This window comes from Streptomyces sp. NPDC055140, from assembly GCF_053607285.1.
Genome location: NZ_JBSGTG010000024.1, coordinates 26,171 through 43,345, shown reverse-complemented (window position 1 = coordinate 43,345; position 17,175 = coordinate 26,171). Strand labels below are relative to the sequence as shown.

Genomic DNA, 17,175 nt, shown 5'->3' with positions numbered 1-17,175 from the left:
CACGACGGTCACGGCCGGTCGTAGGCGCCGGCCGCTACGTGCCGACGACTACATGCCGACCACCGTGTACGTCTCGCCCGGCTCGTCCAGTTCGCGCTGCAGCCCGCCGCCGCGCGGCCCCGGCATGCGGGGCTCGTTCACCCCGGAGCCGCCGTGGCCCTCGCCGTCCGCCAGGTCGAACCAGACGGTGACGACGGCGCCGCGGGGCACCTCGGTGTCGGGCAGCGGGTACTGGCGCACGACGTAGTCGACCACGGTGAGACGGAAGTCGGGGCGGTCGGGCGCGGCCAGCCGCACGCCGCGCGCCGCCGCAGCCTCGCGCGCGTCGACGGCCATCAGACCGACGAACTTCGGTACGCGCACTTCGGGCGTCTTGGGTGTAATACGCACAGACTTCACCCCCAGCGGTACCCGAAGGGTAGCTCCGCCGGACCCCCGACCGGAAGCGGCAGGGCTGACGAGGCGAGCCCGAAGGGACCTACAGCGCGAGCCTGAAGCAGAGGCCCGTACGCGGGTCACCCGGGACGGTGAACGTTTCGGCGGGTTCCATGCCGAGGCGCCGTGTCACCGCCACCGACCGCTCGTTGCGCGAGTCGACCATCGCCACCACGCTCCGTACACCCGCGGCCCGTACGCGTTCCACGGTCGCCAGGGCGGCCGCCGTCGCGTAGCCGCGGCCCCAGTGCGCCCGCCCGAGCCGCCAGCCGATCTCGATCTCGCCCGCCGGACCCCAGGCGTGCGGCCAGGGCTGCGCGCCCGTGAAGCCGATGACGTCGCCGTCCGTGTCGGTCATCGTCCACAGGCAGAAGCCGCGCTCCGCGTCATGCCGGCGCTGCCGGGCGGTCAGCTCCTCGTACACGGACAGCTCGGCAGCGGCCCCGCCGTGGAACTCCATGACCTCCGGGTCGTCGAAGACGCGGTGCCAGGCGAAGGCGTCCTCGTCCGTGGGGACGCGCAGCTGTACATCAGGCAGAGCTCGGTTCACAGGGCGGCCCTTCGACTGGGTGATCAGTACCGCTGCATAGACTGCCCACATCCGGTGCCGCGCGGCACGCAGATTTCGAGTCTTCGGGAGAACCCGCCGTGACCGAGCCCCTCTCCGAGCACAGCGCAGATGTGATCGTCGTCGGGGCCGGGCCAGCCGGTTCGACGACCGCGTACTACCTGGCCAAGGCCGGACTCGACGTCCTCCTTCTGGAGAAGACCGCGTTCCCCAGGGAAAAGGTGTGCGGCGACGGCCTCACCCCGCGGGCCACCAAGCAGCTCGTGTCGATGGGCATCGACATCTCCGAAGAGGCGGGCTGGCTGCGCAACAAGGGCCTGCGGATCATCGGCGGCGGCGTCCGGCTCCAGCTGGACTGGCCGGATCTCGCCTCCTACCCGGACTACGGACTCGTCCGCAAGCGCGACGACTTCGACGAGCAGCTCGCCCGGCAGGCGCAGAAGGCGGGCGCGCGCCTGTACGAGCGCTGCAACGTCGGCGCCCCGATCATCGACGACCGCACGGGCCGCATCACCGGCGTCAACGCCAAGCTCGGTGAGGAGAAGCGCGAAGTCACCTTCCACGCGCCCCTCGTCGTCGCCGCGGACGGCAACTCGACCCGGCTGTCCCTCGCGATGGGCCTGCACCGGCGCGACGACCGCCCGATGGGCGTCGCCGTCCGCACGTACTTCACCTCGCCGCGCCACGACGACGACTACCTGGAGTCCTGGCTGGAGCTGTGGGACCGCCGCGGGGCCCAGGACCGGCTGCTGCCCGGTTACGGCTGGATCTTCGGCATGGGCGACGGCACGTCGAACGTCGGCCTCGGCATTCTCGACTCCTCCGCCGCGTTCAAGGAGCTCGACTGGCGCGAGGTCCTGAAGGCCTGGTGCGCCTCGATGCCGGAGGACTGGGGCTACACCCCGGACAACATGACGATGCCGATCCGCGGCGCCGCCCTGCCCATGGCCTTCAACCGCCAGCCGCACTACACCAAGGGCCTGCTCCTGGTCGGCGACGCGGGCGGCATGGTGAACCCGTTCAACGGCGAGGGCATCGCGTACGCCATGGAGTCCGGCCAGATCGCGGCCGACGTGATCGTGCAGGCGCACGCCCGCGCGACCGACGCCCAGCGCGAACTCGCCCTCCACCGCTACCCGAAGGTCCTCAAGGACACCTACGGCGGCTACTACACGCTGGGCCGCGCCTTCGTGAAGCTCATCGGCAACCCGAAGGTCATGAAGATCGCGACGCAGCGCGGTCTGTCGCACCCGGTGCTCATGAAGTTCACGCTGAAGATGCTCGCCAACCTGACCGATCCGACGGGCGGCGACGCGATGGACCGCATCATCAACGGCCTGAGCAAGGTGGCGCCGAAGGCGTGATGTTCGGGCGACGCCCCGTACGCACTCCCACGATCGGGCGTTCGCCCGATTTGGCCCCCGCGCTCCGCGGGGGCCACCCTGGATGCATGATTTTCATCGCCGTGAAGTTCACCGCCCGGCCCGAGTACGCCGACTCCTGGCTGGAGCACACCGCCGAGTTCACCCGCGCCACGCGCGCCGAGGAGGGCAACCTCTTCTTCGACTGGTCCCGCAGTGTCGAGGACCCGAACCAGTACGTCCTCCTGGAGGGGTTCCGGGACGGGGACGCGGGGGCCGCGCACGTGGGCTCCGACCACTTCAAGGCCGGCCTGGAGACGATGTCCGGTCTGATCGCCTCCGTACCGGAGATCATCAACACGGAGATCCCGGGCGGCAGTTGGGGCCCTATGGGTGAATTGTCCCCGAAGGGCTGAAGTGCGGACGATGTGAGGGTGCTGTGGGCGCTGCCGCGCACCGGGTTACCGGGCGCACTCCGGCTCCCTAGCCTGACGCATTCATGCCACATGCGTCAGGGGGCAGGGAATGACCACTTCCACCGGACCGGGCGGACCGACCCGTAGACGGATCCTGGCCGGCACCGGCGTCGCGGTCGGGGCCGCCGCGCTGCCGGCGACCGGCGCCACGGCGGCCGGCGCCACGGCGGCCGCCGGCACCGCCGTCGCCGGCACCAGCGTCGCCGTCCTCGGCGGCGGCGTCTCCGGCCTCTCGGTGGCCCATGAACTCGCCGAACGCGGCTACGCGGTGACGGTCCACGAGTACTACGACGTCCTCGGCGGCAAGGCCCGATCCATGGACGTACCGGGCTCGGCCTCGGGGGGCCGCAGGCCGCTCCCCGGCGAGCACGGCTTCCGCTTCTTCCCCGGCTTTTACCGGAACCTGCCCGACACGATGCGCCGCATCCCGTTCCCTGGCAGTCCGGGCGGTGTGCGCGGCAATCTCCGTAACACCACCGAGGAACTCTTCGCCCGCCACGAGGGCCGCCCAGACCTGCACTTCCCTCTGCGGCGTGCCACGACCCCACCGCGTGTGGGCGATCTGACGACGACCTGGCTGCGCGACGAGATCACGGCGGCCCTGGACACGGGGACCCGTCTCCCCGCGCATGAGGTCGCCTACTTCGTGAACCGCCTCCTCGTCCATCTCACCAGCTGCGACGCCCGCCGCGAGGGCGAGTGGGAGGCCGTGCCGTGGTGGGACTTCATCCGCGCCGGCGACTTCAGCGAGGAGTACCGCACGCTCCTCGGCATCGGCCAGACCCGCAACCTCGTCGCCACCCGCGCCCAGGAGGCCTCCACCCGCACGGTCGGCCGCGTCATCATCGAGGCGCTGATCCTCTGGGGACTGCTCGGCCGCGGCCTCGACGGGCCCGACGCCGACATCGACCGCGTACTGAACGCTCCCACGAGCGAGGCGTGGATCGACCCCTGGCGCACCCACCTCGCCTCCCTCGGCGTCGAGTTCGTGTTCTCCAGTGACGTACGGGAGGTGCTCTACGCCGACGGGCGCGTCACCGGCGTCCGGATCACCGACCCCGACGGCGGACGCGAGCGCGTCGTCACCGCCGACTACTACGTCCAGGCGATGCCCGTCGAACATGCTCGGCCCACCTGGGGCGCCGCCCTGCGTGCGGCCGACCCGCAGCTCGCGCGCTGCGACCGGCTCCGCACGGACTGGATGACCGGGATCATGTTCTATGTGCGCCGGCCCGTTCCGCTGGTGCACGGACACGTCAACTGCCTCGACTCGCCGTGGGCGGTGACGGCGATCGGCCAGGCGCAGTTCTGGGACGGGCGGGACTTCGCCGCCGACTACGGCGACGGGCGGGTCGTCGACTGCGTCTCGACGATCATCTCGGAATGGGATGTTCCCGGCATTCTCTATGGAAAGCGGGCGCGGGAGTGCACCCGCGAGGAAATCGTGGAGGAGTGCTGGGCGCAGCTCAAGGACGGCGTCAACGACAGTGGGCGCGCGCTCATCGAGGACGCGGACCGGCTGTCCTGGTTCATGGACCCGGCGGTGACGGGGCTCGGCGGTCCCGCTCCCGGCAACCGCGAACCGCTGTTCATCCACCCGACCGGCACCTGGCACCTGCGCCCCACAGCCCGCACCGCGGTGCCGAACCTCTTCCTCGCCGGGGACTACGTCCGTACCGACGTGGACCTCGCCACGATGGAAGGCGCCAACGAGTCCGCCAGGAGGGCTGTCAACGCCCTCCTGGACCGGGACAATTCGGATGCCGAGCGCTGCCGGATCTGGGAGCTGTACCGGCCGCCCGAGCTCGAACCCCTCAAGCGCGTCGATGAGGCCCGCTTCCGGCTCGGCCTGCCGAACACCTTCGATCTGGGCTGAGGCCCGTTCGCGGCCCTTCCCGCGGGCCTTCTCGTACGCACGGCAAAGGCCGCCGCACCCCGAGCGGAGGGAGCGACGGCCTGTGCCGTTCATGTGTGTCTGCGTGTATGCGCTGCGAGAACCTCAGAGAACGCGGACCGCACCGCTCGCCGGGTAGCCGGACAGGTCCTGGATGACAACGCCCTTGGAGGGGTTGGCGGCGTCCAGGTACTGGCCGTTACCGATGTACACACCCACGTGGTACGCCGAGCCCGCGGCGCCCCAGTAGAGGAGGTCACCGACCTGCAGGTTGTCGAGGGAGACGGGGGTGCCGGCCGTCGACTGGTCCTGCGAGACGCGCGGCAGGCTGACGCCGGCCTGCGCGAACGCGGCCTGGGTCAGGCCGGAGCAGTCCCAGGAGTTGGGGCCGGTGCCGCCCATGACGTACGCGTCGCCGAGCTGCGCCTTCAGGAACGCGATGACGGACGCGACGCTGCCGCTGGCGGGGGCCGCGACGTGGGAGGCCGCGGAGGAGGCGGTGGAGAGGGTGGTGCGCTCGGCGGAGCGCGACGCACGCGCTTCCTCGGCCTTGCGCTTCGCCTCGGCCTCGGCCTTCTTCTTGGCCTCCGCCTTCTTCTCCGCGAGGGCCTGGTCCGCCTTGGCCTGCTTCGCGGCCTTTGCGACGGCCAGGTCCTGCTCGGCCTGCAGCGCGTACGAGTTCGCGGCCTGCTGGGTGGCGTCCGCGGACTGGGCGACCTGAGTGGAGAGGTCCGCCGTGATGGTCGGCATCTCGATGGTCTCGGTCACCGGCTCGGCGGCGAACGCCGGACCGGACGCACCGGCCACTGCCAGGGTGCTGAGGACGCCACCGGCAACTCCGGCGCGCAGGGCGATTTTCGAAGCGCTGCGACGGGGCTTCCGGTGGCTGGGTATGTGAGCGGTGTGGGACATGAGTACAACCGCTATCAGGGCCTCCATGGTTCCTTCAAGAAACGTGTGGTGCGCCACAGTTGTCGTGTGAACGTTTGAATCCCGGGCGCGGCGACCTTTATTGACGCCGTAACGGGCAATCCGGACAGGGCTGATCAAGCCTGTGATCACGGGCTTTCTGTAATACGCCCGAATTGCCCTCGACTTACCACTCGTTGACACCGATGGCCAAGCCCGGTTTCTAACAGGTAACGGTCGACGTGACGCAGGTCACAAAGGGGCCGCCTTTGCCGTCGGGCGCTCCTCGTGGACGCGTGCCCGCGTCCACTTACGTCCACACCTCTCCCCCTGATGTGTGAACGGCGGCCACTATCAGCCAGTTCTGTCCAGCGCCAATTTGCCCGCGCGCGCCACCTCTTGATAGTGAGCCAACGCTTCTACCTGGGGTAACGAGCCAAGATGTCACCTCTGGTGATCACTCAGGCGCTTCGCGTGTGAAGATCACCGCTCATCCGACTTCATGATCCTTCGTCAGGTGGTGGAGATCACAAAGCTGTTGGCGCACCCCGTGTCGCAGATCACAGACCGGCAGGCATAGGATGCGGGGCAGTTGGGCTTGTGACCTGCTTCACATGTGAGCGATCTTCGTGCAATCGGGGGTGGCTTCGCGGGGAGCGGGGGCGGGCCCGACGTATCCGCCAGCAGTCAGCGCCGACTGAGAGGAGCGAGGAGCGGTGAACGCGTATGCGCCCATCCTCGTACTGGGAGCCCTCGGGGCAGGCTTTGCGATCTTCTCCGTGGTCATGGCCACGCTTATCGGTCCAAAGCGGTACAACCGGGCCAAGCTCGAGGCCTACGAGTGCGGTATCGAGCCGACCCCCACGCCGGCCGGCGGCGGGCGCTTCCCCATCAAGTACTACCTGACGGCGATGCTCTTCATCGTCTTCGACATCGAGATCGTCTTCCTCTACCCCTGGGCCGTCACCTTCGACGCCCTGGGTGTTTTCGGGCTCGTGGAGATGCTGCTCTTCGTGCTCACCGTCTTCGTCGCGTACGCGTACGTATGGCGGCGCGGCGGCCTGGAATGGGACTGAGGGGCCTTAAGCCATGGGACTCGAAGAAAAGCTGCCGAGCGGCTTTCTGCTGACCACTGTCGAGCAGGCCGCGGGCTGGGTGCGCAAGTCATCCGTCTTCCCGGCCACGTTCGGCCTGGCGTGCTGCGCCATCGAGATGATGACGACGGGCGCCGGCCGCTATGACCTGGCGCGCTTCGGCATGGAGGTCTTCCGCGGCTCGCCGCGGCAGGCGGACCTGATGATCGTGGCCGGGCGCGTGAGCCAGAAGATGGCGCCCGTCCTGCGGCAGGTCTACGACCAGATGCCGAACCCCAAGTGGGTCATCTCCATGGGCGTGTGCGCCTCGTCGGGCGGGATGTTCAACAACTACGCGATCGTGCAGGGCGTCGACCACGTAGTCCCTGTGGACATCTACCTGCCCGGCTGTCCGCCGCGGCCGGAGATGCTGATGGACGCGATTCTCAAGCTCCATCAGAAGATCCAGTCCTCCAAGCTCGGCGTGAATGCCGAGGAGGCGGCCCGCGAGGCGGAGGAAGCGGCGCTCAAGGCGCTCCCGACGATCGAGATGAAAGGGCTGCTGCGGTGAGCGACGCGGACAGCAACGGGGTCAACCCCGAGAAGGACCTCAGCGCGGCCAACCTTCCGGGGCAGCGCGGCGACCAGGGCGAGGAGATCCGCGTCCAGCGCGGCATGTTCGGCGCCAACAACGGCGGCGACACGTCGGGATACGGCGGCCTCGTCCGCTCCGTACGGCTGCCGGGCGCCGCCTCGCGGCCGTACGGCGGCTGGTTCGACGAGGTGGCCGACGAGCTGGAGGGGGCCCTGGAGGAACAGGGCCTCGTCCCCGAGAACGCCATCGACAAGACGGTCGTCGACCGCGACGAGCTCACCTTCCACATCGAGCGCGAGTACCTGGTGCGCGTCGCCCAGACCCTGCGCGACGACCCGGCCCTGCGCTTCGAGCTCTGCACGGGCGTGAGCGGGGTGCACTACCCGGACGACAAGGGCCGTGAGCTGCACGCCGTCTACCACCTGCGCTCGATCACCCACAATCGCCTGATCCGCCTCGAGGTCAGCGCCCCCGACGCGGATCCGCACGTCCCCTCGCTGGTCGCCGTCTATCCGACGAACGACTGGCACGAGCGCGAGACGTACGACTTCTTCGGTCTGGTCTTCGACGGCCACCCGGCGCTGACGCGGATCATGATGCCGGACGACTGGCAGGGCTTCCCGCAGCGCAAGGACTACCCCCTCGGCGGTATCCCCGTCGAGTACAAGGGCGCCCAGATCCCGGCTCCGGACCAGCGGAGGTCGTACTCCTGATGTCTACTCCTTCTGCATCGCCGCGCGAGACGACCGAGGGGACCGTATATACGGTCACCGGCGGCGACTGGGACGAGGTCGTCCAGTCCGCTGCCAAGGCCGACGACGAGCGCATCATCGTCAATATGGGCCCGCAGCACCCGTCCACGCACGGCGTGCTCCGGCTGATCCTGGAGATCGACGGCGAGACGGTCACCGAGGCCCGCTGCGGCATCGGCTATCTGCACACCGGCATCGAGAAGAACCTCGAGTACCGCACGTGGACGCAGGGCACCACGTTCGTGACGCGCATGGACTATCTGACGCCGTTCTTCAACGAGACGGCGTACTGCCTCGCGGTCGAGAAGCTGCTCGGTATCGAGGGCGAGATCCCCGACCGGGCGTCGATCATCCGGGTGCTCCTGATGGAGCTGAACCGGATGTCCTCGCACCTGGTCGCCATCGCCACCGGCGGCATGGAGCTCGGCGCCACGACGATCATGATCTACGGCTTCCGTGATCGTGAACTCATTCTCGATATCTACGAACTCATCACCGGCCTGCGCATGAACCACGCGTACATCCGGCCCGGCGGACTCGCCCAGGACCTGCCGCCCGGCGCGGTGGACCAGATCCGCGAGTTCGTGAAGAAGATGTCGAAGAACCTTCCCGAGTACGACAAGCTCGCCACCGGGAACCCCATTTTCAAGGCCCGTATGCAGGACGTCGGCTATCTCGACCTCACTGGCTGCATGGCCCTCGGCGCCACCGGACCGATCCTGCGCTCGGCGGGCCTCCCGCACGACCTGCGCAAGTCGCAGCCGTACTGCGGTTACGAGAACTACGACTTCGAGGTCCCGACCGCCGACACCTGCGACTCCTACGGACGCTTCCTGGTCCGCCTGGAGGAGATGCGCCAGTCGCTGCGGATCGTCGAGCAGTGCCTGGACCGGCTCGCCCCGGGCCCGGTCATGGTCGGCGACAAGAAGATCGCCTGGCCGGCGCAGCTCGCGCTCGGCCCGGACGGCCTCGGCAACTCGCTCGACCACATCAAGCAGATCATGGGCACCTCCATGGAGTCCCTGATCCACCACTTCAAGCTGGTGACCGAGGGCTTCCGGGTCCCCGCCGGGCAGGCGTACTCCGCCGTCGAATCCCCCAAGGGGGAGCTGGGGGTGCACGTCGTGTCCGACGGCGGCACCCGTCCCTACCGGGTCCACTACCGCGACCCTTCCTTCACCAACCTTCAGGCCATGGCGGCGATGTGCGAGGGCGGCCAGGTGGCCGACGTCATCGTCGCCGTCGCGTCCATCGACCCCGTGATGGGAGGCGTCGACCGGTGACCACCACTCCTTCCGAGCAGGGCCAGGGCGTCAGCCTGGGCATGCCCCAACTGCCCGCGCCCGACTACCCGGACGACGTCCGAACCCGGCTCGAGACGGACGCGCGCGAGATCATCGCCCGCTACCCGGGATCGCGCTCCGCGCTCCTTCCGCTGCTGCACCTCGTGCAGTCGGAGGAGGGCCATGTCACGCGCACGGGCATGCAGTTCTGCGCCGACATGCTGGGCCTGACCACCGCCGAGGTCACCGCCGTCGCGACCTTCTACACGATGTACCGGCGCAAGCCGAGCGGTGACTACCAGGTCGGGGTCTGCACGAACACGCTGTGCGCCGTGATGGGCGGCGACGCCATCTTCGAGGCCCTCCAGGAGCACCTGGGCGTCGGCAACGGCGGGACCACCGAGGACGGCAAGGTCACCCTCGAGCACATCGAGTGCAACGCGGCCTGCGACTTCGCGCCCGTCGTGATGGTCAACTGGGAGTTCTTCGACAACCAGACGGTGGGCAGCGCGAAGCGGCTGGTCGACGACCTGCGCGCGGGAGCACAGGTCGAACCCACCCGAGGCGCCCCCCTGTGCACGTACAAGGAGACCGCGCGGATCCTCGCCGGCTTCCCGGACGAGCGGCCCGGCGCCGTCGAGGCGAGCGGCAGCGCGGGACCTGCCTCGCTGATCGGCCTGCGCCTCGCCAAGGGGGAGGCCGCCCCCGCGCGTGTGGTCCATCCGCGCGACGGAGGCCCCCATCGGGACGCCGACGACGCGGCACCGCACGACACGTCGCCCGCCGAGCACCTGAGTTCGCACGACGCGCCGCAGGACACGTCGTCCTCCGATCCGGCCCACCCGGCGGGCCCTGTCGCCGAGGAGGGGGAGTGATGACCTTGGCAGCCGAGATCGACAACGACACCAGCCCCGAGAAGCTGCTCGCACCGGTACTTTCGGCGTTCTGGGACGAGGACAAGTCCTGGTCCCTGGACGTCTACCGGCGGCACGACGGCTACGAGGGTCTGCGCAAGGCCCTCGCCATGTCGCCGGACGACCTGATCGCCTATGTGAAGGACTCCGGCCTGCGCGGCCGTGGCGGCGCGGGCTTCCCCACCGGAATGAAGTGGCAGTTCATTCCGCAGGGCGACGGCAAACCGCACTATCTAGTTGTCAACGCCGACGAGTCGGAGCCGGGGACCTGCAAGGACATCCCGCTCCTCTTCGCGAACCCGCATTCCCTCATCGAGGGGATCGTGATCGCGTGCTACGCGATCCGCTCTTCGCATGCCTTCATCTATCTGCGGGGCGAGGTCGTCCCCGTACTGCGACGGCTCCACGAGGCCGTACGGGAGGCCTACGCGGCGGGCTACCTCGGCGAGAACGTGCTGGGCAGTGGGCTGAACCTCGAACTCACGGTGCACGCGGGCGCGGGCGCGTACATCTGTGGCGAGGAGACCGCGCTGCTCGACTCGCTGGAAGGCCGCCGTGGCCAGCCGCGGCTCCGTCCCCCCTTCCCCGCGGTCGCGGGGCTCTACGCGTGCCCCACTGTTGTCAACAACGTCGAGTCCATCGCGTCGGTTCCCGCGATCCTGAATCGCGGCAAGGACTGGTTCAAGTCGATGGGCAGCGAGAAGTCCCCGGGCTTCACGCTGTACTCGCTCAGCGGGCACGTCACCAACCCCGGCCAGTACGAGGCGCCGCTCGGCATCACGCTGCGCCAGCTCCTCGACATGAGCGGCGGCATCCGTCCGGGCCACCAGCTCAAATTCTGGACGCCCGGCGGCAGTTCGACCCCGATGTTCACCGACGAGCACCTCGACGTGCCCCTCGACTACGAGGGCGTCGGCGCCGCGGGATCCATGCTCGGCACGAAGGCGCTCCAGTGCTTCGACGAGACGACCTGCGTCGTACGGGCGGTCACCCGCTGGACCGAGTTCTACGCCCACGAGTCCTGCGGCAAGTGCACACCGTGCCGTGAAGGGACCTACTGGCTCGTGCAGTTGCTGCGCGACATCGAGGCCGGAAAGGGCTCGATGAGCGACCTCGACAAGCTGAACGACATCGCCGACAACATCAACGGCAAGTCGTTCTGCGCGCTCGGCGACGGTGCCGCGTCCCCGATCTTCTCCTCGCTCAAGTACTTCCGCGAGGAGTACGAGCAGCACATCACGGGCAAGGGCTGCCCCTTCGACCCCGCCAAGTCGACCGCTTGGGCGGACCAGCGCACGGAGGTGAACGCATGACGGTAACCACAGGCGCTCCCTCCGGGGGCGGTGAGGCGGCGGTGCCGCCGGAAGATCTCGTCTCGCTGACGATCGACGGCATCGGGATCAGCGTGCCCAAGGGCACCCTGGTCATCCGCGCCGCCGAACAGCTCGGCATCGAGATCCCCCGCTTCTGCGACCACCCCCTGCTCGACCCGGTCGGCGCCTGCCGTCAGTGCATCGTCGAGGTCGAGGGCCAGCGCAAGCCGATGGCGTCCTGCACCATCACCTGCACCGACGGCATGGTGGTCAAGAGCCAGCTCAGCTCGCCCGTCGCCGAGAAGGCGCAGCGCGGTGTCATGGAGCTGCTCCTCATCAACCACCCGCTGGACTGCCCGGTCTGCGACAAGGGCGGCGAGTGCCCGCTGCAGAACCAGGCGATGTCGCACGGCCAGTCCGACTCCCGCTTCGACGGGAAGAAGCGGACGTTCGAGAAGCCGGTCCCGATCTCGACCCAGGTCCTGCTCGACCGTGAGCGCTGTGTGCTCTGCGCCCGCTGCACGCGGTTCAGCAACCAGATCGCCGGTGACCCGATGATCGAGCTGCTCGAGCGCGGAGCGCTTCAGCAGGTCGGCACCGGCGAGGGCGACCCCTTCGAGTCGTACTTCTCCGGGAACACCATCCAGATCTGCCCGGTCGGCGCGCTGACCTCGGCGGCGTACCGGTTCCGCTCCCGGCCCTTCGACCTCGTGTCCTCGCACAGCGTGTGCGAGCACTGCGCGGGCGGCTGTGCGACCCGCACGGACCACCGGCGCGGCAAGGTCATGCGGCGCCTCGCGTCGCCGGACCCCGAGGTCAACGAGGAGTGGGTCTGCGACAAGGGCCGCTTCGGGTTCCGTTACGCACAGAAGCCCGACCGGCTGACCACGCCGCTCGTGCGTAACGCGGAGGGCGTTCTGGAGCCCGCTTCCTGGCCCGAGGCCCTGGACATCGCCGCCCGGGGACTCACCTCGGCGCGCGGGCGCGCCGGGGTCCTCGCCGGTGGCCGGCTCACCGTCGAGGACGCGTACGCGTACAGCAAGTTCGCGCGCGTGGCGCTCGACACGAACGACATCGACTTCCGCGCGCGCGTGCACAGCAGCGAGGAGGCCGACTTCCTCGCGGCGCGGGTCGCGGGACGCGGGCGTGATCTCGACGGTGTCGGGGTCACGTACACGTCTCTGGAGAAGGCGCCCGCCGTACTCCTCGTCGGGATCGAGGCCGAGGAGGAGGCGCCCGGCGTCTTCCTGAAGCTGCGCAAGGCGTGGCGCGGGCACGGCCAGCGGACGTTCGGGCTCGCCCCGTTCGCGACCCGGGGCCTGGAGAAGGCGGGCGGCACGCTGCTGCCGGCCGCTCCGGGCACCGAGACCGAGTGGCTCGACGCGCTCGCCTCCGGCTTCGGCCTGGAGGACGGCGGCGCCGAGGCGTCCGAGGCGCTGCGCGCCGAGGGTGCCGTCATCGTCGTCGGCGAGCGGCTCGCGGCCGTGCCGGGCGCCCTGACGGCCGTCGTACGGGCCGCCACGGCGACCGGCGCCCAGCTGGTGTGGATTCCGCGCCGGGCCGGGGAGCGCGGTGCGATCGAGGCGGGCGCGCTGCCGTCCCTGCTTCCGGGCGGACGCCCGGCCACCGACCCGCGCGCGCGGGAAGAGGTCGCAGCCGCCTGGGGAGTGTCCGAACTCCCGCACCGCTACGGGCGCGACACGGGCCAGATCGTGGAGGCCGCCGCCGGCGGCGAGCTGCGGGCCCTGGTCGTCGCCGGTGTCGAGGTCGCGGACCTGCCGGACCCGGCACGCGCGCGTGAAGCACTGCACGAGGTGGCGTTCGTCGTCTCCCTGGAGCAGCGTCCCAGCGAGGTCACCGACCACGCGGACGTCGTGCTTCCGGTCGCCGCGGTCGCCGAGAAGGCGGGCACGTTCCTCAACTGGGAAGGCCGGGCGCGCCTCTTCGAGGCCGCGCTCAAGCCCGACCAGATGACGCGCTCCGTGGCGCCCGCCGACGCGCGGGTCCTCCAGATGCTCGCGGACGCCATGGACGTACACCTGGGCCTGCCGGACCTGCGGGCCGCGCGGGGGGAGCTCGACCGCCTCGGCGGCTGGAGCGGGCCCCGGGCGACGGACTCGCTGGAGACGGCCACACAGCTGCCGCGGCCCGCGTCCGGTGAGGCCGTCCTCGCGGGGCACCGGCTGCTGCTCGACCAGGGCCGCCTCCAGGAAGGCGACGACGCGCTCGCCGGCACGCGGCACGCGGCACGCGCGCGGGTGTCGGCCGCCACGGCCGCCGAGGCGGGCGTCAAGGACGGCGACGTCCTCGCCGTCACGGGACCTGCGGGGACGACCCAACTCCCGCTCCAGGTCACGGAGATGCCGGACCGCGTCGTGTGGCTTCCGCTGAATTCCACCGGCGGGGGCGTGGCCTCCGACACGGGGGCCGTGCCCGGCGCACTCGTCCGGATCGGCCCCGCGGGCATCGACGAGGCCAAGGAGGTGCAGTCATGAACCCGCTCGCTCTGGAAGACCTCTCGATGTTCGGCACAGACCCCTGGTGGCTGGTGGCGGTCAAGGCGGTCTTCTGCTTCGCCTTCCTGATGGTGACCGTGCTCTTCTCCATCGTGTGGGAGCGCAAGGTCGTCGCCTGGATGCAGCTGCGCATCGGCCCCAACCGGCACGGCCCCTGGGGCATGCTCCAGTCGCTCGCCGACGGCATCAAGCTGATGCTGAAGGAAGACGTCGTCGTCAAGCGCGCCGACAAGGTGGTCTACATCCTGGCGCCGGTCGTCGCCGCCATCCCGGCCTTCATGGCGATCGCCGTGATCCCCTTCGGGCCCTCCGGCAACGAGGTCTCGATCTTCGGCCAGCGCACCACGATGCAGCTCACCGACCTGCCGATCGCGATGCTCTACATCCTCGCGGTCGCCTCGGTCGGCATCTACGGGATCGTGCTCGCGGGTTGGAGTTCCGGATCGACCTACCCCTTGCTGGGTGGTCTGCGGTCCTGCGCCCAGATGATCTCGTACGAGATCGCGATGGGCGCGGCCTTCGCCTCGGTGTTCCTCTACTCCGGGTCGATGTCCACCTCGGAGATCGTCGCCCAGCAGCACGACCGCTGGTACATCGTGCTCCTGCCGGTCTCGTTCCTGATCTACATCGTGACGATGGTCGGCGAGACGAACCGCGCGCCGTTCGACATGCCGGAGTCCGAGGGCGACCTCGTCGGCGGCTTCAACACCGAGTACTCGTCGATCAAGTTCGCGCTGTTCATGCTCGCCGAGTACGTGAACATGGTGACTGTCTCGGCCGTGTCGGTGACGCTCTTCCTGGGCGGCTGGCGGGCCCCGTGGCCGGTGTCCACCTTCTGGGAGGGCGCGAACCACGGCTGGTGGCCGATGCTCTGGTTCGTCATCAAGGTCCAGCTCCTGCTCTTCTTCTTCATCTGGCTGCGCGGCACGCTCCCGCGCGTGCGTTACGACCAGCTGATGAAGCTCGGCTGGAAGGTCCTCATCCCGGTCTCCGTGGTCTGGCTGATGCTCGTCGCCACCGTGCGGACCCTGCGGAACGAGAACTATGACTTCGCCTCCATCGCCCTGTACGTGGGCGGCGGCGTCCTCGCGCTGCTGCTGCTCTCGTTCCTTGTCGACATCTTCAGGGACCGCGGCGGCAAGGAGCGTGCGGCCCAGGAGGCGGCCGAGGAACCCGCGGCGTTCGACCCGATGGCAGGCGGCTTCCCGGTCCCGCCGCTGCCCGGCCAGACCCCACCGGCCGTGCCGCGCCGACGCCCGCGCGGGGAGCGGGAGTTGATTGTCAGTGGCGGACCGGATACTGCCGGTGACGAAACCGGTGAGGGTCCTCGTGACGGAAAGGAGGCGTCCCATGGCTGAGGAGTCGACGGAGGGCGGGCAGATCAAGCCCGGCTTCCAGAATCCCGTGGCCGGCTTCGGCGTGACCTTCAAGGCCATGTTCAAGAAGCGGCTGACGGAGCAGTACCCGGAGCAGCCCAAGACCACGGCCCCGCGCTTCCACGGCCGGCACCAGCTCAACCGTCATCCGGACGGCCTGGAGAAGTGCATCGGCTGCGAGTTGTGCGCCTGGGCCTGTCCCGCGGACGCCATCTACGTGGAGGGCGCGGACAACACCGACGAGGAGCGCTACTCGCCGGGCGAGCGGTACGGCCGCGTCTACCAGATCAACTACGCCCGCTGCATCCTGTGCGGTCTGTGCATCGAGGCGTGCCCCACGCGCGCGCTGACGATGACGAACGAGTTCGAGCTCGCCGACAGCAGCCGCGAGAACCTGATCTACACCAAGGAGCAGCTGCTCGCCGGGCTCGAGGAGGGCATGGTCGAATCGCCCCACTCGATCTTCCCCGGCACGGACGAGCAGGACTACTACCGGGGGCTGGTGACGGAGGCCGCGCCGGGCACGGTGCGTCAGGTCGCCGTCTCCAAGGGCGAGAAGCCCGAATCCGAGGGGGCGGAGGCATGAGCCAGCTCGCCGCCGCAGCCACTCTCGCTGCCGGCACCTCCACCGGTGAGGCCGTCCAGTTCTGGGTCCTCGGCACGGTCGCCGTCATCGGCGCCCTGTGCACGGTCCTGATGAAGAAGGCGGTGCACAGCGCGCTGTGCCTCGCCGGGACCATGATCATCCTGGCGATCTTCTACCTGGCCAACGGCGCGTACTTCCTGGGCGTCGTCCAGATCATCGTCTACACCGGCGCGATCATGATGCTGTTCCTCTTCGTGGTCATGCTCGTCGGCGTCACCGCGGCGGACTCCCTGAAGGAGACCATCAAGGGGCAGCGCTGGCTGGCCCTGCTGTGCGGACTCGGCTTCGGGATCCTGCTCCTCGTGGGCATCGGGAACGCCTCGCTCCACCAGTTCATCGGACTGGGCAAGGCGAACGCCGGCGGGAACGTGGAAGGGCTCGCCGCCCTCATCTTCACGAAGTACGTCTTCGCCTTCGAGATCACCGGCGCTCTGCTGATCACGGCCACCCTCGGAGCCATGGTGCTCACGCACCGCGAGCGCGTCGAGCGGGCCAGGACGCAGCGGGAGATGGCCGAGCAGCGTGTGCGCGAGGGCAAGCACCTGCCGCCGCTGCCCGCCCCGGGTGTCTACGCCCGGCACAACGCGGTCGACATCGCGGGCCTGCTCCCCGACGGCACTCCGTCGGAGCTCACGGTCATGCAGACGCTGCGCGAGCGCGGCCAGATCCGCGACGTGTCGGACGAGGCGCTCAGTGACCTGAAGGCCCTGGAGCAGCGCTCGGCCGAGCGCCTTGAGCGGCCCGAGGAGGCGTCGAAGTGAATCCGGTCAACTACCTGTATCTCGCCGCCCTGTTGTTCACGATCGGTGCCACCGGCGTGCTCATCAGGCGGAACGCGATCGTCCTGTTCATGTGCGTCGAGCTGATGCTCAACGCGTGCAACCTCGCGTTCGTCGCGTTCTCCCGGATGCACGGCAATCTCGACGGCCAGATCATCGCCTTCTTCACGATGGTCGTCGCCGCCGCGGAGGTCGTGGTCGGGCTCGCGATCATCGTGTCGCTGTTCCGTTCCCGCCACTCGGCCTCGGTCGACGACGCCAGCCTGATGAAGCTGTAAGGGGTCG

General features: G+C 69.3%; 17 protein-coding genes. 14 read left to right on the top strand and 3 right to left on the bottom strand.

All coding sequences use genetic code 11. From position 1 onward, the window contains the following. Positions 1-48: 48 nt before the first annotated feature. On the bottom strand, positions 49-390 hold the full coding sequence (locus ACWFR4_RS35135) for a PASTA domain-containing protein (RefSeq protein ID WP_453457018.1): 342 nt from the start codon (positions 388-390) through the stop codon (positions 49-51). 88 nt (positions 391-478) lie between these two features. Then, the gene (locus ACWFR4_RS35130; RefSeq protein ID WP_240654323.1) at positions 479-985 is read right to left on the bottom strand and encodes a GNAT family N-acetyltransferase; all 507 of its coding nucleotides are present in this window, start codon (positions 983-985) and stop codon (positions 479-481) included. A 98-nt stretch (positions 986-1,083) separates the two neighbouring features. Here ACWFR4_RS35130 and ACWFR4_RS35125 point away from each other — a divergent pair, with 98 nt between their 5' ends. The 3 genes from ACWFR4_RS35125 (at position 1,084) to ACWFR4_RS35115 (ending at position 4,716) form a co-directional block, all read left to right on the top strand. Next, on the top strand, positions 1,084-2,367 hold the full coding sequence (locus ACWFR4_RS35125) for a geranylgeranyl reductase family protein (protein WP_453656009.1): 1,284 nt from the start codon (positions 1,084-1,086) through the stop codon (positions 2,365-2,367). 86 nt (positions 2,368-2,453) lie between these two features. Further along, the gene (locus ACWFR4_RS35120; RefSeq protein WP_116511241.1) at positions 2,454-2,780 is read left to right on the top strand and encodes a putative quinol monooxygenase; all 327 of its coding nucleotides are present in this window, start codon (positions 2,454-2,456) and stop codon (positions 2,778-2,780) included. Positions 2,781-2,889: 109 nt separating this feature from the next. Continuing rightward, complete coding sequence (locus ACWFR4_RS35115) at positions 2,890-4,716, top strand: hydroxysqualene dehydroxylase (protein ID WP_453656008.1); 1,827 nt, start codon at positions 2,890-2,892, stop codon at positions 4,714-4,716. 123 nt (positions 4,717-4,839) lie between these two features. On the opposite strand, the gene ACWFR4_RS35110 is transcribed toward ACWFR4_RS35115, so the two are convergent. Next, positions 4,840-5,646, bottom strand: a complete 807-nt coding sequence (locus ACWFR4_RS35110; RefSeq protein ID WP_326711713.1) for a C40 family peptidase — start codon at positions 5,644-5,646, stop codon at positions 4,840-4,842. Between the two features lie 713 nt (positions 5,647-6,359). Between ACWFR4_RS35110 and ACWFR4_RS35105 the strand changes: the two genes are divergently transcribed. Genes ACWFR4_RS35105 through nuoK form a run of 11 tightly spaced genes read left to right on the top strand, consistent with a single transcriptional unit; the run spans position 6,360 to position 17,168 of the window. Beyond that, on the top strand, positions 6,360-6,719 hold the full coding sequence (locus ACWFR4_RS35105) for an NADH-quinone oxidoreductase subunit A (RefSeq protein WP_007383963.1): 360 nt from the start codon (positions 6,360-6,362) through the stop codon (positions 6,717-6,719). Positions 6,720-6,732: 13 nt separating this feature from the next. After that, the gene (locus ACWFR4_RS35100; protein ID WP_006133126.1) at positions 6,733-7,287 is read left to right on the top strand and encodes a NuoB/complex I 20 kDa subunit family protein; all 555 of its coding nucleotides are present in this window, start codon (positions 6,733-6,735) and stop codon (positions 7,285-7,287) included. Further along, on the top strand, positions 7,284-8,024 hold the full coding sequence (locus ACWFR4_RS35095; RefSeq protein WP_227296709.1) for an NADH-quinone oxidoreductase subunit C: 741 nt from the start codon (positions 7,284-7,286) through the stop codon (positions 8,022-8,024). Before ACWFR4_RS35100 ends, ACWFR4_RS35095 begins: the two co-directional genes overlap by 4 nt. Beyond that, positions 8,024-9,346, top strand: coding sequence for an NADH-quinone oxidoreductase subunit D (locus ACWFR4_RS35090; protein ID WP_376543173.1), 1,323 nt, complete (start codon positions 8,024-8,026; stop codon positions 9,344-9,346). The genes ACWFR4_RS35095 and ACWFR4_RS35090 overlap by 1 nt, the downstream gene beginning before the upstream one ends. Beyond that, positions 9,343-10,221, top strand: coding sequence for an NADH-quinone oxidoreductase subunit NuoE (nuoE, locus tag ACWFR4_RS35085; RefSeq protein WP_453457004.1), 879 nt, complete (start codon positions 9,343-9,345; stop codon positions 10,219-10,221). The genes ACWFR4_RS35090 and nuoE overlap by 4 nt, the downstream gene beginning before the upstream one ends. Continuing rightward, positions 10,218-11,573: an NADH-quinone oxidoreductase subunit NuoF gene (gene nuoF, locus ACWFR4_RS35080; protein WP_453457002.1), complete on the top strand. Its 1,356-nt coding sequence runs from the start codon at positions 10,218-10,220 to the stop codon at positions 11,571-11,573. The genes nuoE and nuoF overlap by 4 nt, the downstream gene beginning before the upstream one ends. After that, positions 11,570-14,068: an NADH-quinone oxidoreductase subunit G gene (locus tag ACWFR4_RS35075; RefSeq protein ID WP_453456999.1), complete on the top strand. Its 2,499-nt coding sequence runs from the start codon at positions 11,570-11,572 to the stop codon at positions 14,066-14,068. The genes nuoF and ACWFR4_RS35075 overlap by 4 nt, the downstream gene beginning before the upstream one ends. Next, positions 14,065-15,447, top strand: coding sequence for an NADH-quinone oxidoreductase subunit NuoH (gene nuoH / locus ACWFR4_RS35070; protein ID WP_453456996.1), 1,383 nt, complete (start codon positions 14,065-14,067; stop codon positions 15,445-15,447). The genes ACWFR4_RS35075 and nuoH overlap by 4 nt, the downstream gene beginning before the upstream one ends. Further along, the gene (gene nuoI / locus ACWFR4_RS35065; protein ID WP_453456993.1) at positions 15,440-16,051 is read left to right on the top strand and encodes an NADH-quinone oxidoreductase subunit NuoI; all 612 of its coding nucleotides are present in this window, start codon (positions 15,440-15,442) and stop codon (positions 16,049-16,051) included. The genes nuoH and nuoI overlap by 8 nt, the downstream gene beginning before the upstream one ends. Next, entirely contained in the window at positions 16,048-16,872 is an 825-nt protein-coding gene (locus ACWFR4_RS35060) for an NADH-quinone oxidoreductase subunit J (protein ID WP_453456991.1), read from the top strand. Before nuoI ends, ACWFR4_RS35060 begins: the two co-directional genes overlap by 4 nt. After that, a complete protein-coding gene (nuoK, locus tag ACWFR4_RS35055; protein WP_100598032.1) occupies positions 16,869-17,168 on the top strand; it encodes an NADH-quinone oxidoreductase subunit NuoK in 300 nt (99 codons plus the stop codon). Before ACWFR4_RS35060 ends, nuoK begins: the two co-directional genes overlap by 4 nt. The last annotated feature ends 7 nt before the right edge of the window (positions 17,169-17,175 follow it).

What these genes read in the sequence shown, in the direction of transcription:
- ACWFR4_RS35090 (WP_376543173.1), top strand. Translation starts at nt 8,024, where the DNA reads ATGTCTACTCCTTCTGCATCGCCGCGCGAGACGACCGAGGGGACCGTA.
- nuoH (WP_453456996.1), top strand. Translation starts at nt 14,065, where the DNA reads ATGAACCCGCTCGCTCTGGAAGACCTCTCGATGTTCGGCACAGACCCC.
- ACWFR4_RS35115 (WP_453656008.1), top strand. Translation starts at nt 2,890, where the DNA reads ATGACCACTTCCACCGGACCGGGCGGACCGACCCGTAGACGGATCCTG.
- ACWFR4_RS35075 (WP_453456999.1), top strand. Translation starts at nt 11,570, where the DNA reads ATGACGGTAACCACAGGCGCTCCCTCCGGGGGCGGTGAGGCGGCGGTG.
- nuoI (WP_453456993.1), top strand. Translation starts at nt 15,440, where the DNA reads ATGGCTGAGGAGTCGACGGAGGGCGGGCAGATCAAGCCCGGCTTCCAG.
- ACWFR4_RS35100 (WP_006133126.1), top strand. Translation starts at nt 6,733, where the DNA reads ATGGGACTCGAAGAAAAGCTGCCGAGCGGCTTTCTGCTGACCACTGTC.
- ACWFR4_RS35060 (WP_453456991.1), top strand. Translation starts at nt 16,048, where the DNA reads ATGAGCCAGCTCGCCGCCGCAGCCACTCTCGCTGCCGGCACCTCCACC.
- ACWFR4_RS35110 (WP_326711713.1), bottom strand. Translation starts at nt 5,646, where the DNA reads ATGTCCCACACCGCTCACATACCCAGCCACCGGAAGCCCCGTCGCAGC.
- ACWFR4_RS35120 (WP_116511241.1), top strand. Translation starts at nt 2,454, where the DNA reads ATGATTTTCATCGCCGTGAAGTTCACCGCCCGGCCCGAGTACGCCGAC.